The following is a 17,224-nucleotide window of genomic DNA, read 5'->3' as shown; positions in this document are numbered from 1 at the left end:
GAACAAGGCCAACTGGCTCTAATCCGCATGCTTGCAGGTATGTCCCGAAACGAGCTATGCTGTGGCACACGTCATTAGTGCGCGCAAAAAGCCAGTCCATCGGACTGGCTTTCTTCATGTCCAGCCCGAACCGTAGGCTGGAACCGCTCGAGACGACTCTGCCTTCAGCGCAGCACCCGAGCACCACAAACAGGCCGGTCCCGTTAGGGCCGGCCTTTTCCATGCCCTCAACGCCGGAGCACGCAGCAGGCCACTCGCTCCGCGCATAGGGGTACTACGCGCCCACCGGGCGCTCGCGTCGGCTCCCGGCGCTCTAGACCCCCGCCCACGACGGGCGGGCTGGCCATACGGCCAAACCCGAAGGAGGCAACATGCCCATCACCGACACCACGGTGGACATGCTGACGGCCTTCGGCGGCACCATCCTGACCGGCGTCATCACGGTCGTCCTCTCCGTGCTCGGCTTCCTTCTGCGCAAGCAGGTCGTGGAGCTGGTCAAGCACATCGTGGACGTCGTCGACGACCGCACGCTGGCCAAGGACCCCGAGCGGGCACACATCGTCGCAGAACTGCGACGAGCCCGTCTCGGAAAGAAGTAGCCGCCGAAAAAACGCCAACCCTCATTCGGGAAGGAGAGCTCTGCCCTCCGGCATATCGATAGGGGTACCCCAAACGAGAATCGTCTCACTTCCCTGCCGTTTCCATTGTGGGCAGCTTCGCTCCGTGTCGTCGGAATCGCTTCCTTCGGTGTCGGGACGTCGCGGGTGCGCGAGACGGCCCGCGTGACTTGGGGTTCGGGTGCATACTGGTGGTGTCTTCGGACCCGGTAGTGGGGCTTGCCGGACCCAACCTCGACAGTTGTCGACAACAGTCCCTATCTCAGCTGGTCGCGCTTCTGCGCGCCTGAGGTAGGGAGTGTCATGACAGCACCAATCGGTACCGGACCGGTCGTCGTCGGCGTCCTGCCCGGCCTCGCTCCGGGGGTCATCGAGGTTGCGTCGTCCATCGCGCGCCGCTTCGGTACGACGCTGGTGTGCGTCAGCGTGGATGCATCGCTCATCGATGCCGGTACGCGCTCGGACGGGTCGGTGATGGTGGAACCGATCGACCCTGACACCGCTGACGCGACACCGCAGGGCTTGTCGGACAGTGACGAGGCGGCAGTACGTGCTGCCGCAACGACCTACGGCGTCGACGTCACGTTCGTCCCGGGTGTCGGGGATCCGAGCCGGGCACTGTCGCAGGTGGCCGAAGACCGCGACGCGGCGATGCTGGTCGTCGGGGCCAGGACGGGAGCGGGTCGAATCGCGGAGTTCTTCACGGGGTCGGTCGCGGCACGGCTGACCCATCAGCAGCACCGTTCAGTGCTCGTAGTGCCCGTTGATCCGGTCGGGTTCGATGCCCCATTGCCATGGGACACCCCGTGACCGGCCAGCTTGTTCTGCTCCGCCACGGACAGAGCACTGCGAACGCTGCCGGCACCTTCACCGGCTTGCGAGACGTCGCGCTGACCGAACAGGGCACCGCCGAAGCGAATCGGGCTGGGTTGCTACTTCTGCATGCGGGCATCCGACCGGACCTCGTGCTCACGTCGACGCTCGAGCGGGCGCTCCATACGGCGGAGCTCGTCACCGACGTCCTCGGACGTGATGCGCCGATCGAGTCGACGTGGCGGTTGAACGAGCGGAACTACGGCGCCCTCACCGGCATGTCCAAGCAGAATGCGCAAGCGGCGTTGGGGGCGGAGCAGTTCTTCGCTGTTCGCCGGACCCGCACGGGTCGGCCGCCACGCATGTCGATCCGCGCGTGGCTGGCGCTCCGGCGGACGACGGCGCTTCGTGGACTGCCGTGGGCGGCAGTTCGTCGAACCGAGACACTCTCCGACGTCATCCGCCGGGTCCAACCCGTCCTGTCGGACCGCATCACCCCGGCACTCCGCGACGGGCAGACAGTGCTCGTCGTCGCGCACGGCAACTCACTGCGGGCACTGTGTGCCTGCATGGACGGCCTGACTGACGGTGAGCTCGCGGACCTGAACCTCCCCACGGGCGAACCCCTGATCTACCGGTTCGACGGCGACGGCGGGTTCTGTCCGCGGGGTGGGAAGTACCTGCACCCGGCAGCACGAGCAGCAGCGGCAGCGGTCGCTGCGGAAGGTGGAACATGACCTCCCGAACGGACACGGACCTGCCCGATGGGCAGCTCCCGCCCGACCCGGACATCGACGCCAACGACCCGGAACGTATCGCCCGGCCAGTGCATCTGCGGTGGCGGTACCTCGGTGTCGTCGCACTCGGCGGCGCCATCGGTACCGCCGCACGCGACGGACTCAGCACCGCGTTCCCCGCTCAGCACGGAGTGTCCTGGGCGATCTTCTGGATCAACATCGCCGGCGCGCTCCTACTCGGTGTGCTGCTGGAACACCTCGCGCATCGCGGACCTGACGAGGGTCGCCGCCGGACACTGCGCCTGCTTCTGGGGACTGGTGTCCTCGGCGGGTTCACCACCTACAGCACCCTCGCGACCAGCACCGCGGTGTTATTCCTCGACGGCCGAGGGTTGGCCGGCACCGGGTACGGGCTCCTGACGGTCCTCGCCGGCGCGATCGCCACCGGTGGCGGCCTCGCGATCGCGGGCTTGGTCCGACCGAACGGAGCCACATCATGAGCGCCCTGGCCTTCCTCAGCGTCGCTGTCGCTGGCGGTGTCGGCGCGGCCGCACGGTTCTTCCTGGATGGTGCGATCAACCGGGGTCGGCAGTTCCGGCTCCCGGTCGGGACGCTGACGATCAACATCACCGGCTCGTTCCTGCTGGGCTTGATCACCGGCGCCGCCGGTCACCTCGGCGCTACCCCCGTCGCGGTGCTCGGAACAGGGCTCATGGGTGGCTACACCACGTTCAGCACCGCCAGCTTCGAGACCGTCCGCCTCGCACGCACCGGCCGCACCACCGCGGCTGCCGTGAACGGGCTTGGGATGCTCGTCGTCTCCGTCGCCGCAGCCGCCGGGGGCGTCACCCTCGGCACCCTCACTTGACCATCCGACTCGGAGAAGAACAGCTCATGCACTTCGACATCACGATCGAGATCCCCCGCGGCAGCGGCAACAAGTACGAGGTCGACCACACCACCGGACGGATCCGCCTGGACCGGGCGGTGTTCACCAGCATGGTGTTCCCGCAGGACTACGGCTCGATCGACGACACTCTCGGCGATGACGGCGACCCCCTCGACGCGCTCGTGCTGCTGCCCCGGCCCACGTTCCCCGGCGTCGTCATCGACGTCCGCCCGGTCGGGATGCTCCGCATGGTCGACGAGAACGGCGGCGATGACAAGATCCTCACCGTCCCCGCCGGAGACGTCCGCTTCGACCACGTCCAGGACATCACCGACGTCGCCGAGCCGGTCCTGGTGGAAATCGAGCACTTCTTCGCCCACTACAAGGAGATCGAGCACGGCAAGCACGTCACCACCAACGGGTGGGCGAACCGTGTCGACGCCGAAGCCATCATCCGCGCCGCACAGGAACGGTTCACCCCGCACCCCTGACCGGCACCCGCGCACCCGCGCACCCGCGCACCATCCAGTGCGCGCCCTGAACCGCCGCGGGGAGGCAACTGGCGCCCAGTGATCGCCAGGAGGTCGTCCCTCCGCCTCCCCGCGGCCCACACCCGCACGACGAACCCGAAAGGCGACAACCGCCATGAACGACTACATCAGCAACGTCCACCACACCACCCACCATCAGGGCGAGTACGTGACCCACACCAGCCGCCCCGTCACCATCAGCAGCCTGCACGGCTCCCGGATCCTCGACTCCCGCGGCTACCCAACGATCCAGGTGCATCTCGAGCTCGAGGACGGCACCGTCGTCACCGGCGACGCCCCCGCAGGCGCATCCACTGGCGCGCATGAGGCTGTCGAGCTTCGCGACGGCGGCAGCAGCTACGGCGGCCGCGACGTGAGCCAGGCACTGCACCTCATCACGGCGGACGTCGCACCGATGATCACCGGCCAGTCGTGGACCTCAATCGGGCAGGTCGACGCCGCCCTCGCTGCCCTCGACAGCACCCCGAATTACCGCCGGCTCGGCGCGAACAGTGTCGTCGCGACCTCGATCGCGATGGCACGCGCTCTCGCCGCCGCAGCGGAGCTGCCGCTCTGGCGTTGGATCGCAGACGTCACCGGCAGCACGCCTCGCTTGCCCGTCCCGCACTTCAACGTCCTCAACGGCGGAGCGCACGCAGCGAACGCGCTCGACTTCCAGGAGTTCATGATCGCCCCGGTGAACGCCGACACCATGACCGACGCGGTTCGGATCGGGTCAGACGTCTACCACGCACTGGCGGCACTGGTCCGGGAACGGTTCGGCAGTCTCGGTCTCGGCGACGAAGGTGGCTTCGCGCCATCGATCGCCGCGCCCGAGGAGGCCCTCGACCTCCTCGTCGCCGCGATCAGTGCCGCTGGCTACGAGCCCGGCGTCGACACCGTCGCGATCGCACTCGACCCGGCGGCGAACGAGTTCGCGCTCGGTGACGGTAGCTACCGGGTCGTGGACCGCCGGCTCGACCGCGCAGGCATGGTCGACTACTACCGCGACCTCATCAGCCGGTATCCGATCCGGAGCATCGAAGACGGCTTCTCCGAAGATGACCACGGCGGCTGGAAGGCGATGTCGTCCGCGCTCGGCGGCATGCTCCAGATCGTCGGCGATGATCTCTACGTCACCGATCCGCAGCGCATCCGCGACGGCGGGAAGGACGGGCTCTCGAATGCAGCGCTCATCAAGCCGAACCAGATCGGCACCGTCTCCCAGACCCTCGACGCGATCGGCGTCGCACGCTCGCTCGGGATGCGGAGCATGGTGTCGCACCGGTCCGGGGAAACCACCGACACGTTCATCGCGGACCTCGTCGTCGGCAGCGGAACCGGACAGATCAAGTCCGGCGCCCCCGCCCGCGGAGAACGCGTCGCGAAGTACAACCGGCTCACCGAGATCGCGGAGAACAATCCGGAGCTGCCCTACGGGCTGCGCTGACCCCGACCGGCCACCTCGTGGGCGACGCGCAGGAAAGCAGAACCAGCTGGCTGGGGCTCTCCCGACCAGATCGCCCGCAACGGCCGGGCAAGTGGCGGCCCGGCGAGCGGGACCCGCACCAGCGACCCGTCGTTGATGTCGGCGGCGACCGTGCGAAGGCTCATCACCGCCGGTGCGATTCCGGCCTGTGCGTTCGCCCGGATGATGCTCGTGGTCTCCAGCACCGCGGCCGGAACCGACATGCTCAAACCGGCCTCCCTGAGCCATGCGGCGAGGGTCGCGCGAGTCCCGGAACCTTCTTCCCGCAGGAGCAGAGCCGTCGCCGCCAGGACCTCCGCAGTGATCCCGGTCGACCGAGCCCAGGGATGGTCCGGCGCAACGACGACCGCGAGCTCATCGTCCGCGATCACCTGCGCGGACACACCTGCCGCCACCACCGGGGTCTCCGTGAACCCGAGGTCCGCGCCACCCGACTGCACGAGATCCGCCACCGCGGCGGAGTTGCCCGCGATCAGACGCACCCGCACGTCGGGTTCACGGCGGCGGAATTCGAGCAGCCAGCCCGGCAGCAGCAGCTCCGCGATGGTCTGTGACGCCGCGACGACGAGCGAACCCGTCGGAGCCCGCAGCACAGCCACTCCTGCCTCGAGGTGGCGAGACGCGTCGAGGACCGGTCCGGCCAGCCCGACGACGAGCCGGCCGGTCTCGGTCAGCACCGACCCCGTGGTCGAGCGGTGCACCAACAAGTGACCGACCATGCGCTCGGCGACCCGGATCCGAGCAGACACTGCCTGTTGCGTGACGCCGAGCGCTCCAGCGGCAGCGGAGAGCGAGCCGGTCTCGGCGACGCGTGCGAGCACGTCGAGTGTGTCGAGGTCGAGCGTTCGGTCCGTGAGTCGCCGTAGTGTCACAATCAACGATTGTGCCCCGCCAAGAGGTTCCCGGTACCGCCAGAGGCAGGATTCGCGCAGGCTTGGCCCATGACAACGCTCCGCACCGACCCTGCACCCGCGAACGGTAGCCAGCTGCCCCAACGGCCGCAGACGGCGTTGTTCCGCGATCTGGAGCGGCCGGGCCTGATCGTGTCGAATCTCACACCGAACTGGTTCGCGTCGATCATGGGCACGGGCATCGTCGCCGTCGCAGCTGCGTCACTCCCACTGCAGTTCCCGGGACTCCGGTTCGCGGCGACGGTCGTGTGGGCGATCGCCGCGGTGCTCCTCGTCGCCCTCACGATCGCGACGGTGCTGCACTGGATCCGCTACCGGAGCACCGCAGCCGGGCACCACCTCAACCCGGTCATCTCCCACTTCTACGGCGCACCACCGATGGCGTTCCTCACCGTCGGCGCCGGGACACTCCTGCTCGGCAAGGACTGGATCGGCCTGCCCGCCGCCGTGACCATCGACTGGGTCCTGTGGACCATCGGCACCATCGGAGGACTGCTCACGGCAGTCCTGGTGCCGTACCTGGCGTTCACCCGCCACGAGAACAAGCCCGACTCCGCGTTCGGCGGTTGGCTGATGCCGATCGTCCCGCCGATGGTGTCCGCGTCCACCGGCGCGCTCCTCCTGCCCTACGCCCCCGCCGGACAGTGGCGCGAGACACTGCTGTGGTCCTGCTACGGCTTCTTCGGCCTCAGTCTCGTGACGTCGCTGGTCGTGATCACGTTGATCTGGAACCGGCTCGCGCTCCACAAGGTCGGTGCCGCCGGAATGGTGCCGACCCTGTGGATCGTCCTCGGACCGGTCGGACAGTCGATCACGGCGGTGAACCTCCTCGCCTCGAACGCCCCCACCGTCGTCGACGAATCCACCGCCCACGCGCTCCTGATCGTGGCGCTGGTGTACGGGTTCGCGATGCTCGGCTTCGCGCTGCTGTGGACCGTCATCGCCCTCGCCGTGACTGTCCGGACCGCCCGCGAACACCTGCCGTTCAGCCTGACCTGGTGGTCGTTCACGTTCCCCGTCGGCACCTGCGTCACCGGACTCAACGGGCTCGCCCTGCACTCAGGCCTGACCGTCGTTGCCGTCCTCGCCGTCATCTACTACGCCGGCCTCGTCGCCGCATGGATCACCGTTGCCCTTCGCACCTTTCACGGATCCGTCATCCGTGGCACCCTGCTGGCACCGCCACAGCCGGCATGAGTACCCCCGAGGAACTCGCTGACGTTCGATCGCTGAACGGTCTCGCGGAGACGTGGCGGACCGCGCCCGACGGCAGCCGACGGTTCGTCCCGAGCTTCGACCCACGATCCGGCGGCAGGTCCAGCCGCGTCCTGGTCCTGATGCAGTCGCCCGGCCCCCAGACCATCGCCGCAGCGCACGCAGCTATCTGCAGCGAGGACAACCCGGGCCCGACCGCGGCCGCGTTCCGAGCAGCCCGTATCGAGTCCGGACTCGCACGCGGCGAGTACGTCCGCTGGAACCTCATCCCATGGGAACTGCCCGACCGCGTGCGACTCGCGGACATCGACGAGGGGCGGCATGCCCTTGCCACACTGCTCGCGGCCCTCCCCGCGCTCACTGCGATCGTCACGTACGGGGCCGTCGCCCTCGACGGCGTCATGCGACACCTCACCCTGGACGAGCACCCCCGACTCCTCCCGGTCATCGCAGCACCACATCCGTCTCCCGCCAACGGCCGCCACCGCTCGGAACAACACTTCCGTTCCGTGCAAGCACTCCGGCTCGCCGCGCGAGCGCAACAGACGTAGCAAATACGAACGATTCCGCTACAACTATCCGTACCGGCGGTCAGTCAGGGTGCGAGGCGCCGTGTCTTGTAGCGGAACCCAGTCCCAGAATCTACGTGCCGCCACTACCCCTCCTGGTCGAGTTTCGCTACGTTCTCTTCATGGGTCACCTTCTCGGGTACGCGCGCGTGTCCACCACAGACCAGGACGCGTCGCTGCAGATCGACGCGCTCAACGCCGCTGGCTGCTACCGCGTGTTCGTCGACACCATGTCCGGGTCGCTCCAACACCGGCCCGAGCTCGACAAGCTCCTCGACCAGCTCCGCCCCGGCGACACTCTTGTCGTCTGGCGACTCGACCGGCTCGGCCGGTCCATCCGGCACCTCATCGATCAGCTGCACGCTCTCGCCGAGCGCAGCATCGGGTTCCGGTCCCTGCAGGAGACCATCGACACCACCTCGCCCGGCGGCCGGCTCGTGTTCCACGTCTTCGCCGCGTTGGCGGAGTTCGAACGGGACCTCATCAAGGAACGCACCAACGCCGGCCTCGCCGCCGCTCGAGCCCGCGGCCGCACCGGCGGCCGACCATCTCGGCTCTCCGCGGACCAGGTGCGCACCGCACGCCGGCTCTACGAACAGCAGGACATGACCGTCGCGCAGATCGGCGACGTGCTCGGCGTTAGCCGCACCACCATCTACCGTGCACTCGCGAAGCACGCCGAGCCCGTCGCGGCGCGACGAACCAAGCCTTCCCCAACGATGTAGCTGGCCATGGACGCGAGCGAGCGGTGGGGCATCCTTCGACTGCACGTCGAGGACGCCATCCCGCTCGCCACCCTGGCCCGCACCACGGGCGTCGCTGAGCGCACCCTGCAACGCTGGCTGGCCCGCTACCGAACCGGCGGATACCCGGCTCTCGCCGACGGCACCCGCACCGATCACGGCGCCCGACGGACGGCACCGGAACTGGTGCGCCTGATTGAGGGGCTCGCACTCACCAAGCCACGACCCTCGATCGCCACGATTCACCGCCAGGTCGACAATTACTGCACCAAACGAGGTCTCTCGGCGCCGTCATACTCCGTTGTGCGGTCGATCGTGAACGGGCTTGATCCCGGGATGGTGACGCTCGCGCTTGAGGGGCCCGCGTCATATCGGGACAAGCACGAACTGCTGCTCCGACGTCGTGCGGATCGCCCCAACGCGATCTGGCAGGCGGACCATACGATGCTCGACCTGCTCATCGTCGGACCCGACGGCAAGCCCGAACGGCCGTGGTTGACGGTGATCCTCGACGACTACTCCCGCGCGGTCTGCGGGTACATGGTGTTCCTCGGCGCCCCATCCGCCGCGAACACCGCGCTCGCGCTCCGGCAAGCGATCTGGCACAAGCCGGAACCGGACTGGCCTGTCTGCGGGATCCCAGACGTGCTCTACACAGACCACGGGTCCGACTTCACCAGCCACCGAATCGGCGACACCGCCGCCGTGCTGCACCTCCGCATCATCCACTCGCAGGTCGCTCGCCCCCAGGGCCGCGGGAAGATCGAGCGGTTCTTCGGCACCATCAACACCGAGCTGCTCCCAACGCTCCCCGGCCACCTCGCACCCGGATCCTCGGCGCCGACGCCGGCGCTGGATCTCGCCGGTGTCGACAGTGCCATCAACACGTTCATCCGCCGCTACAACGCCCGCATCCACCGCGAGCTCCGGAAGAGCCCACTGGAAGCGTGGATCGCAGACGGGTGGCTGCCACGAATGCCGGACTCCCTCGAGCAGCTCGACGGGTTCCTGCTCACCGTCCCGACCACGCGCGTCGTGCAACGAGACGGCATCCACTTTGAAGGGCTCCGCTATACCGCAACCACTCTCGCACCCTTCGTGGGCAGCACCGTCAGCGTCCGGTACGACCCCCGCGACGTCACCGAGATCCGTGTCTTTCACCGCGACGCGTTCCTGTGCACCGCGATCAGTACCGCGCATCAGACCGAGACCATCAGTCTCAAGCAGATCCAGGCCGCCCGGAACGCGCAACGAAGAGCCCTGCGCGGGCAGATCCGCGAACGCATCGCGATCGTCCGCCCGACACCCGATGATCACACCCCACCAGCACCCGCACCGGATCAACCGCGACTAAAGACCTACGAGGAGGACCGGTCATGACGAGCCAGTTCATAATCACGAAGGAACACCGTCGCTTCGCGGAGTTCGCCGACGCCGTCCGGAAGCAGAACACCATCGGCGTCTGCTTCGGCCCCGCTGGCGTCGGCAAAACCCTCTCCGCACGCCGCTACGCCCACTGGGACAGCATCGGCCCGTTCATCGCCAGATGGGCCGCACGCAGCGAAGACGACACGAAGATCTACGCCGCCGCCCACCGAGCCCGCACCGTCTTCTACACGCCCGAGGTCTCCGCCACGATGCGCGCCCTGCAGGACGACCTCCGGCACGACATGCTCCGCACCGAACGCTGCATCGAGGAACACCTCCTGCACCAGGGTCGCCACTTCGACCACGCACACGGCCCCAACCCGTCCCTGCTCGAGCTGATCATCATCGACGAGTCCGAACGCCTCACCGGCAACGCGATCGAGTGGCTCCGCGACCAATACGACCGCACCGGCATCGCGATGATCCTCATCGGCATGCCCGGCATCGAGAAGCAGTTCAGCCATTACCCGCAGCTCTACAGCCGCCTCGGTTTCGCCCACCAGTACCGTCCGCTCGGCCACGACGAGCTGCTCTTCGTCCTCGAACGTCAATGGCGCAAGCTCGGCAAGACGCTCGACCCCGACGACTTCACCGACGCGCAAGCCATCGCCGCCGTCGAACGCATCACCCGCGGCAACTTCCGGCTCCTTGAGCGCCTCCTCCCTCAGATCCAACGCGTCCTGAAGATCAACGAGCTCGACGTCATCACCAACGACGTCGTCGAGGCCGCCCGCAGCACCCTCGTCATCGGCACCACCTGACCGGACACCGATCGCAGCGAAAACGACGACTCAGAGTGAGGCTGCTCACAGGCGTTGCCTTGCGCTGCGTTAGTCGCTGTGGGCACTCCATCAGCGATTGCAATCCTGATCTGGACTGGTGTCAGGTGGAGTCGCACGCGTTCGGCAGCTGTGCTCATCGGCGTACTGCTCGCAGCCTCATTCCCTATCGGGGTGGCCCTCTCGACGTTCAGCAGCTGAACGCCGAGAGGACCAGCGACTCTCAGTTTGGGTAGGCGCAGAAGTACGACGCGTCTGCCACGGTGGGAGACGAGGTGGGGGGTGCACCATAATTCTCCCATTGCCCGGACATAGCGTCCGCGGCGTACCGGTCTCCATCGTTCGCGATGGAGTCCCAAAAGCCGTCCCAGTGACCGGGTACAGCCAGTGAGCGGCCATCATGCGCAGCGGTTCGTCCTGTGCCAGCCGACAGACGGATTCCTCTTTCATTTTGGTTCCGCACGGTGGACAGCCCGATAGACCGTCGCTCGGCCCACTCCAAATAGCTCAGCGAGGTCACTGGTGGTGTGACTGCCAGCGCGGTGTAGCTGGACCAGGTGCTTTTCCTGCGCCTTGTTGAGCTTGGGCTTGCCTCCGCGCAGCTTCCCGGCAGCCTTCGCGATCGCCATCCCCTCGCGGGTTCGTGCCCGGATGAGGTCCGCCTCGAACTCGGCGACCATACCAAGCACGTTGAACAGGAGCCGGCCCACGGGGTCCGTCGGGTCGTAGACCGCTCCCCCGAGATTCAGCGCCACGCCCTTCTTCGTGAGCTCGTCCGCGATGTCGGTTGCATCTCGGAGAGAACGAGCAAGCCGGTCGAGTTTCGTAACCACGAGAGTGTCACCTGCGCGGACCGCTGCGAGGGCGGTGCGGAGGCCAGGACGTTCACGCGACGTTCCCGACATGCCGTGGTCGACGTGCACGTTCAGATCCTCAACGCCGAGGGCATGCAGACCATCGCGCTGCGCCGCGAGATCTTGTCCGGAGGTCGAGACGCGGGCGTATCCGATCAGCATGATGGCAACTGTACTGTCAGCCCTACCCTCTCCGGGCAATTTCGCGGGACAGTCTGTTGAGACTTGACGAACCTAAGCGTTGCCTGCGTTCTTGATCCGCTCTCCCAACGCCGCAGGTGTGTCCGGGGAGCGACCGGCTGTCGGAACAGCGTCAGGGCCACCGTTCCAACCGACAACTCACGAATTCATTTTGCACTTGACTGTTTAGTACTCACGTCTTAGTGTGAGGTCATGGCCGACACGAGCAGTCCCCGCATCCGCAGCTTCGACCTGTTCCGGTCGATCATGCAAGCACAGCGGAAGGCTGCAGAGGAGTGGGTCCGTGCCCGCGGGTTGACCTTCGAGCAGGCGGTCGTGATCGGGTACCTCGAGCAGGTCCCGGGTGCGAAGCAGCGGGACATCGCGGACATGAGCAAGACGACGCCGGCGAACATCTCGCTGATGCTCAAGGTGCTCGAAGGTCGCAGCCTGGTCGAACGGCGCACGGAGAACGGCGACGAACGGAGCAAGCGCGTCTACGCCACTGCGACCGGCATCGCACTCATCGCCGGTTTGAATGAGGCCGTGGCTGAAGTCGACGAAGGCATCTTCGCTCCGTTGACCCCGGCCGAGCAGCACACGCTCGAGGCGTTGCTCGACAAGGTCAACGCGGCACTCCCGGCCTACCAGCCCTGACCACGCCTCGCGCATCTCACGCCAGCTATCCGGCTCGGCGCTCCTCGTCGCGCCCTCGACACGGACTTTCCGTGTCCCGAGACGCCGCGCACCCATGAAGAAGGAGAACGACATGACAACGAGCACCACGTTCGGTTCCGACACGACGGCCTGGGCAGCCACCTGGGGGCAGGCGCTGCCCGACGTCCGCTCCGACAGTGAGACATTCACCGACGTCAGCCTGCGCTCGACGCTGCGCGTCGGCATCGGTGGCGAGCAGGTGCGCCTCGAGTTCAGCAACGAGTACGGCGATCAGCCCCTGGTGATCGGTCACGCGGCGGTCACCACGAACGGCCGGACGGCGTTCGCCCGGTTCGACGGCGCGGACGGTGTGACCATCCCGGTCGGCGAAGCGGCGTTCACAGACGCGATCGACCTGGACGTCCCGGACCACGCGGTTGTGAACGTCGACTTCCATCTCCCGGAAAGGACGGCGTTTCCGCCGCTCTACGGCAGCTGCAGCGAGTTCACCTGCGATATGTCCGAGCGCGGCGATCACGTCGGCGCGACTGACTTCCCAGCCGTCACCGCGCCACCGTTCCCGATGCCGGATGACGCGCAGATCTCCGTGCACGAGAGTGGCCCGTTCCTCCGCAGCGTCGACGTCGCATCCGCCACACCGCGCGCCGTCGTCGTGTGCCTGGGTGACTCCATCACCGCGATGGGCTGGCCCGAGGCAGCTGCGAGCCTCCTCCCAGCCGATTCCAGCATCTCGATCGTCAATCGGGGCATCCCCGGCAACCGGCTCCGGCTCGACGCCGGCACCACGAACCTCTCCAACGGCCGGGCCGGGCTGAACCGGTTCCCGGTCGACGTCCTCGGCACCTCCGGCATCGCCTACGTGATCGTCGCCCTCGGCACCAACGACCTCGGCCTGCCTGGCGAGTTCGAACCCCTCGACGAACTCCCCACAGCGGCAGAGCTGATCGCCGGATATGACGCGATCCTCAACGGCGCCGTCGCTGCAGGCATCGGCGCGAGCGTCGCAACCATCGGACCCCGGAATGGTTCCGACAACTACGACGACGAGCGGGAACAGATCCGGACCGCCGTCAACGACTGGATCCGCGGCCTCGGTGCGAACTGCATCGACTTCGACGCGTCTCTCCGCAACCCCGCCTCCCCGTTGGAGCTCGAGAACCGGTACGACAGCGGCGACCACCTCCACCCCAGCGACGCCGGCCAGGCCCAGCTCGGCCGCACCGCGATCAGCGCACTGCAGCAAATGCTCCTCTGAACCGCACCCATCCGCGACACGACACGACACGACACGACGAAGGAAAACTCATCATGAACATGAACATGAACATGAACATGAACATGACCACGAACACCGAACTCGCAGCCCGCGACCGCGACGTCGTCGCCGGCTTCTACGGCGCGATGACCCGCGCCGAGCAGAACGGCGGCTTCAGCCCCGACGACCTCGCCCGCGTCCAAGACTTCTTCGAAAACGAACGAGAGGTCGAGATCAACCTCCCCGCCCCGGTCGGCGGGACCTTCCGCGGTCCCGACGACATCGCCATCGGCCGACACCGCATGCACGAACTGTGTGGCTTCACCCACCGTGACCACACCCAGGACGAGAACATCGCCGATGGCCCCGGACGCGTCATCTGCATCGGCGTCAACCACGGCGAAGACACCGAGGGCACCCCGTGGTCGATGACCGTCATCGAACTCGTCGACCTCGAGGACGGCAAGGTCATCCGCAAGCGCGTGTTCTTCCAGGACGCCGAGTTCCTCGGCGAGATCGCCCGGAAGCGTGAAGCACTCATCAAGGACCGCCTCATCGACGACTACTGGCGCACCGACAACCCCCTCATCGCGCTCCGCACCACCGGAACAATGCCCGCCTGACATCTTCTAGACAGACCCCACAGCCGTGAGCGCCGTGATGACCGATGGGTGCCACGGCATGCCTGTCGTACCGCGGTACCACTCGGCTCGCATGTCGGTACGACGATCCGACGCGGGCGCATGAGGTGCCTTCCTAGCGTCGGAACATGACCCCGAGCCCCCGAAGCACCGACCCGCTGCGTCGTTCTCTCGCTCTGACCGGCTGCTGGGCTGCGGCGCTCGGCATCGCTCTCATCTGGTTCGCCCGCAGTCGCGTCGACCGGCCCGTCTACGTCAGCGAGCTCGGTGCCGACGGCGAGCCCACAGCGGCTCTGTTCGAGGTGGCCCTGCTGCTCGTCGTCGCCGCTGGCGCGTGCGTGGCGTGGGCCGGGCGGGGCATCCGGTCATCACTTCCCGCGCTCCGGGCCTGGTCGGTCTCCACCTCGATCGGGGCAGCGTCTGTTCTGTTCCTCGTGGCCTCGCAGGTGCCGTGCACCGCAGGGTGCCCCCTGCCGGTGGGTTCTGCGGCGACCGTGCAGGACGCCGTGCACACGTCCGCGGCCGTGGTCGGGTTCGGTGCGGCGTGCGTGGCGATGCTGCAGGCGGCGTGCGCGTCGGGACGCCGTGCGCTGCGCCTCCTCTCGTCCGTCTGCGGCGTTGCGGTCGCAGGGATCGCCGCGACCGGTGGTCTCCTGTCCGTCGCGGGCGTGGCGACGGATGTCGGCGGCTGGCTCGAGCTGATCGCGACGTCGATCGCGATCTCGTGGCTCATGGTCTTCGGCGCGACCTCGGCGTTCGAGGCGGGACGATGGGCCGGAGCAGGAGCGCCCGTCCGGCGTCGGCGCACGACGGCCGACACGTCTGCGTAGGGTCGGAGAATGCCCGACCGACGCCCCGCCGAGGTGCCCGCCGACGTGCCGGCCGACTCGGCGCCCCCTCGACCTCCCGGCCGCGTCCGCGCGTCGATGGCTCGCCACCCGCGCGCCGTGGACGCCGCCGTCGCCGCGGCCTACTTCATCGTCGCCGGCTTCGGCCTGGCCAGCGAGTACCTGGCGACCGGCGTCGGGCGCCCCCTCGCGGCCGACGTCGCGGTGACGATCGCCCTCGTCGTCGCGACCGTCGCGCTCCTCGCCCGTCGGCGGCGCCCTGCCCTGACCTGGGGCGTGGTCCTGGCCACGACGATCGTCACGGCGTTCGCCGACGGCGGGCTCGACCCCGGCGGCGTCTCGCTGGCCCTCTATGCCCTGGCCGTGCACCGCTCGTCGCGCGGCGCCTGGCTCGGGTTCGGCGTCACGGTCCTCGTGGGCGCCGCCGTCGTCCCAGCTGCCGCGCTCGCTCGTTCCGGCGCCGGCGCCGGCGACGTGAGGCTCGTGAGTCCCGTCTTCGTCCTCGTGACCCTCGTCGCTGTGCTGATCGGCGTCGCCGTCGGCGGTCGCCGTCGCTGGGTCGCGGCTCTGATCGACCGGGCCGAGCGACTCGAGCGCGAACGGGACCAGCGAGAGCGTCTCGCGACCGCCGCCGAGCGCGCCCGCATCACCCGGGAGATGCACGACATCGTCGCCCACGGCATCTCGGTGATGGTCTCGCTGGCGGACGGCGCGGACGCGCTGGCCGAGAAGGACCCGGCGCGGTCACGGGCCGCCCTCGGCGACATCGTCGACGTCGGCCGCCGCTCACTGACCGACATGCGGCGGCTGCTCGGGGCCCTCGACGACGAGTCGACGACCGACCTCGGCCCCGCCCCCACCGTCGCCGGCCTCCCCGCCCTCGTGGAGTCGTACCGCTCGGCCGGGCTGCCGGTCACGCTCGAGGCGTCCGGCACCGCGCCGCGGTCCGAGGGAGTGCAGACCGCTGTCTACCGCATCGTGCAGGAAGCCCTCACGAACGCGCTCCGCTACGCGGACCGACCGGAGGAGGCGCGGGTCGCCATCGCGTACGGGCCGCCGGTTTCGGTCGTGGTCACCGACGACGGTCGTGGAGTGGCCGAGGGAGGGACGCCGTCAGGCTCGTGCCGCGGCCTCGTCGGCATGCGCGAGCGCGCTCGGCTCTACGGCGGCTCGGTCGAGGCAGGTCCGCAACTCGGCGGCGGGTGGCGGGTGGCCGCCGTGCTGCCAGATGTCGAGGAGGAACGACTGTGACCGCGATCTCGGTGCTGCTGGTCGACGATCAGGAGCTCGTTCGCCGCGGGCTCGCGATGATGATCGACTCGACCGACGATCTCGTCGTCGCCGGTGAAGCGTCATCGGGCGATGAGGCGATCCACCTCACCGGGGAGCTCGCGCCGGACGTCGTGGTGATGGATGTCCGCATGCCCGGGACGGACGGCATCGAGGCGACGCGGCGGATCGTGCGGCAGCATCCGCCGAGCCGGGTACTGATCCTCACGACTTTCGACCTCGACGAGTACGCCTTCGGAGGGCTGCGCGCCGGGGCGAGCGGGTTCCTGGTGAAGACCGCGCCCCGGGCTGAGCTCCTGGGTGCCATCCGGGCCGTCGCCGCCGGGGACGCCGTGGTGTCGCCACGCGCGACGCGGGCCGTGCTCGAGCTCGCCATCGCGCACCTCCCGCGGGGCGGGGCGGGCACGCCCCCGACGTTCGACGCCCTCACGGACCGAGAACGCGAGGTCTTCATCGCCGTGGCGCGTGGGCTCAGCAACCCCGAGATCGCCGAGAAGTTGGCCCTCAGTGAGTCGACGGTGAAGACCCATGTGGGCCGGGTGCTGGCCAAACTAGACCTGCGCGACCGAGTGCAGATCGTCATCACGGCCTACGAGTCCGGACTCATCTAGTACCGCCGACGACGTCAACGATCATGTGGCAGCAATGAACCGTTGACCGATCGGCTATCGAGACAGGCAACGAACCATCAGACAACGGGGCTGGGCGGAGTGAGGACGGATTGTATTGCTGGCCCCACGGTCTCGACGATGCGGTCA

General features: G+C 68.1%; 20 protein-coding genes. 18 read left to right on the top strand and 2 right to left on the bottom strand.

The features are described 5' to 3' along the window. The first annotated feature begins 371 nt into the window (after window positions 1-371). From ASF23_RS05165 to eno, 7 genes are all read left to right on the top strand, one after another. Window positions 372-599: a hypothetical protein gene (locus ASF23_RS05165; protein WP_055950134.1), complete on the top strand. Its 228-nt coding sequence runs from the start codon at window positions 372-374 to the stop codon at window positions 597-599. Window positions 600-920: 321 nt separating this feature from the next. Further along, window positions 921-1,427: a universal stress protein gene (locus ASF23_RS05160; protein ID WP_055950132.1), complete on the top strand. Its 507-nt coding sequence runs from the start codon at window positions 921-923 to the stop codon at window positions 1,425-1,427. Then, a complete protein-coding gene (locus ASF23_RS05155) occupies window positions 1,424-2,167 on the top strand; it encodes a 2,3-bisphosphoglycerate-dependent phosphoglycerate mutase (protein ID WP_055950238.1) in 744 nt (247 codons plus the stop codon). The genes ASF23_RS05160 and ASF23_RS05155 overlap by 4 nt, the downstream gene beginning before the upstream one ends. Then, entirely contained in the window at window positions 2,164-2,667 is a 504-nt protein-coding gene (locus tag ASF23_RS05150; RefSeq protein WP_228504370.1) for a fluoride efflux transporter FluC, read from the top strand. Before ASF23_RS05155 ends, ASF23_RS05150 begins: the two co-directional genes overlap by 4 nt. Next, window positions 2,664-3,035, top strand: coding sequence for a fluoride efflux transporter FluC (locus ASF23_RS05145; protein WP_055950129.1), 372 nt, complete (start codon window positions 2,664-2,666; stop codon window positions 3,033-3,035). The genes ASF23_RS05150 and ASF23_RS05145 overlap by 4 nt, the downstream gene beginning before the upstream one ends. Next, window positions 3,032-3,547, top strand: a complete 516-nt coding sequence (locus ASF23_RS05140; RefSeq protein WP_435081088.1) for an inorganic diphosphatase — start codon at window positions 3,032-3,034, stop codon at window positions 3,545-3,547. The genes ASF23_RS05145 and ASF23_RS05140 overlap by 4 nt, the downstream gene beginning before the upstream one ends. 154 nt (window positions 3,548-3,701) lie before the next feature. After that, entirely contained in the window at window positions 3,702-5,036 is a 1,335-nt protein-coding gene (eno, locus tag ASF23_RS05135; RefSeq protein ID WP_082473849.1) for a phosphopyruvate hydratase, read from the top strand. Here the strand turns inward: eno and ASF23_RS05130 are convergent. Further along, complete coding sequence (locus tag ASF23_RS05130) at window positions 5,021-5,947, bottom strand: LysR family transcriptional regulator (protein WP_055950124.1); 927 nt, start codon at window positions 5,945-5,947, stop codon at window positions 5,021-5,023. The genes eno and ASF23_RS05130 overlap by 16 nt on opposite strands. Before the next feature lie 69 nt (window positions 5,948-6,016). Between ASF23_RS05130 and ASF23_RS05125 the strand changes: the two genes are divergently transcribed. The 5 genes from ASF23_RS05125 to ASF23_RS05105 all read left to right on the top strand — a co-directional run bounded on the left by ASF23_RS05125 (window position 6,017) and on the right by ASF23_RS05105 (window position 10,702). Continuing rightward, window positions 6,017-7,183: a TDT family transporter gene (locus ASF23_RS05125; RefSeq protein WP_055950121.1), complete on the top strand. Its 1,167-nt coding sequence runs from the start codon at window positions 6,017-6,019 to the stop codon at window positions 7,181-7,183. Beyond that, on the top strand, window positions 7,180-7,752 hold the full coding sequence (locus tag ASF23_RS05120) for a uracil-DNA glycosylase family protein (RefSeq protein ID WP_055950118.1): 573 nt from the start codon (window positions 7,180-7,182) through the stop codon (window positions 7,750-7,752). Before ASF23_RS05125 ends, ASF23_RS05120 begins: the two co-directional genes overlap by 4 nt. 140 nt (window positions 7,753-7,892) lie before the next feature. Beyond that, on the top strand, window positions 7,893-8,495 hold the full coding sequence (locus ASF23_RS05115; RefSeq protein WP_055950115.1) for a recombinase family protein: 603 nt from the start codon (window positions 7,893-7,895) through the stop codon (window positions 8,493-8,495). Between the two features lie 6 nt (window positions 8,496-8,501). After that, complete coding sequence (locus tag ASF23_RS05110) at window positions 8,502-9,893, top strand: Mu transposase C-terminal domain-containing protein (RefSeq protein WP_082473848.1); 1,392 nt, start codon at window positions 8,502-8,504, stop codon at window positions 9,891-9,893. Then, complete coding sequence (locus ASF23_RS05105; protein WP_055950112.1) at window positions 9,890-10,702, top strand: AAA family ATPase; 813 nt, start codon at window positions 9,890-9,892, stop codon at window positions 10,700-10,702. The genes ASF23_RS05110 and ASF23_RS05105 overlap by 4 nt, the downstream gene beginning before the upstream one ends. A gap of 464 nt (window positions 10,703-11,166) precedes the next feature. Here ASF23_RS05105 and ASF23_RS05100 read toward each other — a convergent pair whose 3' ends face one another. Then, window positions 11,167-11,736 carry a recombinase family protein gene (locus tag ASF23_RS05100; protein WP_055950107.1) on the bottom strand — a complete coding sequence of 190 codons (570 nt, stop codon included), beginning with the start codon at window positions 11,734-11,736 and terminating at the stop codon, window positions 11,167-11,169. A 231-nt stretch (window positions 11,737-11,967) separates the two neighbouring features. Here ASF23_RS05100 and ASF23_RS05095 point away from each other — a divergent pair, with 231 nt between their 5' ends. The 6 genes from ASF23_RS05095 (at window position 11,968) to ASF23_RS05070 (ending at window position 17,077) form a co-directional block, all read left to right on the top strand. Beyond that, window positions 11,968-12,411: a MarR family winged helix-turn-helix transcriptional regulator gene (locus ASF23_RS05095; protein ID WP_055950103.1), complete on the top strand. Its 444-nt coding sequence runs from the start codon at window positions 11,968-11,970 to the stop codon at window positions 12,409-12,411. Between the two features lie 112 nt (window positions 12,412-12,523). After that, window positions 12,524-13,687, top strand: a complete 1,164-nt coding sequence (locus ASF23_RS05090; RefSeq protein ID WP_055950227.1) for a GDSL-type esterase/lipase family protein — start codon at window positions 12,524-12,526, stop codon at window positions 13,685-13,687. 53 nt (window positions 13,688-13,740) lie between these two features. Then, window positions 13,741-14,310, top strand: coding sequence for a hypothetical protein (locus ASF23_RS05085; RefSeq protein WP_055950098.1), 570 nt, complete (start codon window positions 13,741-13,743; stop codon window positions 14,308-14,310). A gap of 146 nt (window positions 14,311-14,456) precedes the next feature. Beyond that, entirely contained in the window at window positions 14,457-15,158 is a 702-nt protein-coding gene (locus ASF23_RS05080) for a DUF998 domain-containing protein (RefSeq protein WP_055950096.1), read from the top strand. A 9-nt stretch (window positions 15,159-15,167) separates the two neighbouring features. Further along, window positions 15,168-16,427, top strand: coding sequence for a sensor histidine kinase (locus ASF23_RS05075; RefSeq protein ID WP_156364255.1), 1,260 nt, complete (start codon window positions 15,168-15,170; stop codon window positions 16,425-16,427). Window positions 16,428-16,483: 56 nt separating this feature from the next. Next, window positions 16,484-17,077: a response regulator transcription factor gene (locus tag ASF23_RS05070; RefSeq protein ID WP_082473858.1), complete on the top strand. Its 594-nt coding sequence runs from the start codon at window positions 16,484-16,486 to the stop codon at window positions 17,075-17,077. Window positions 17,078-17,224: the final 147 nt, after the last annotated feature.

This window comes from Curtobacterium sp. Leaf261, assembly GCF_001422205.1.
In the GTDB taxonomy this organism is placed as follows: Bacteria; Actinomycetota; Actinomycetes; order Actinomycetales; family Microbacteriaceae; genus Curtobacterium.
The sequence above is the reverse complement of the archived record's forward strand: the minus strand, read 5'-3'. Positions and strand labels throughout refer to the sequence as shown.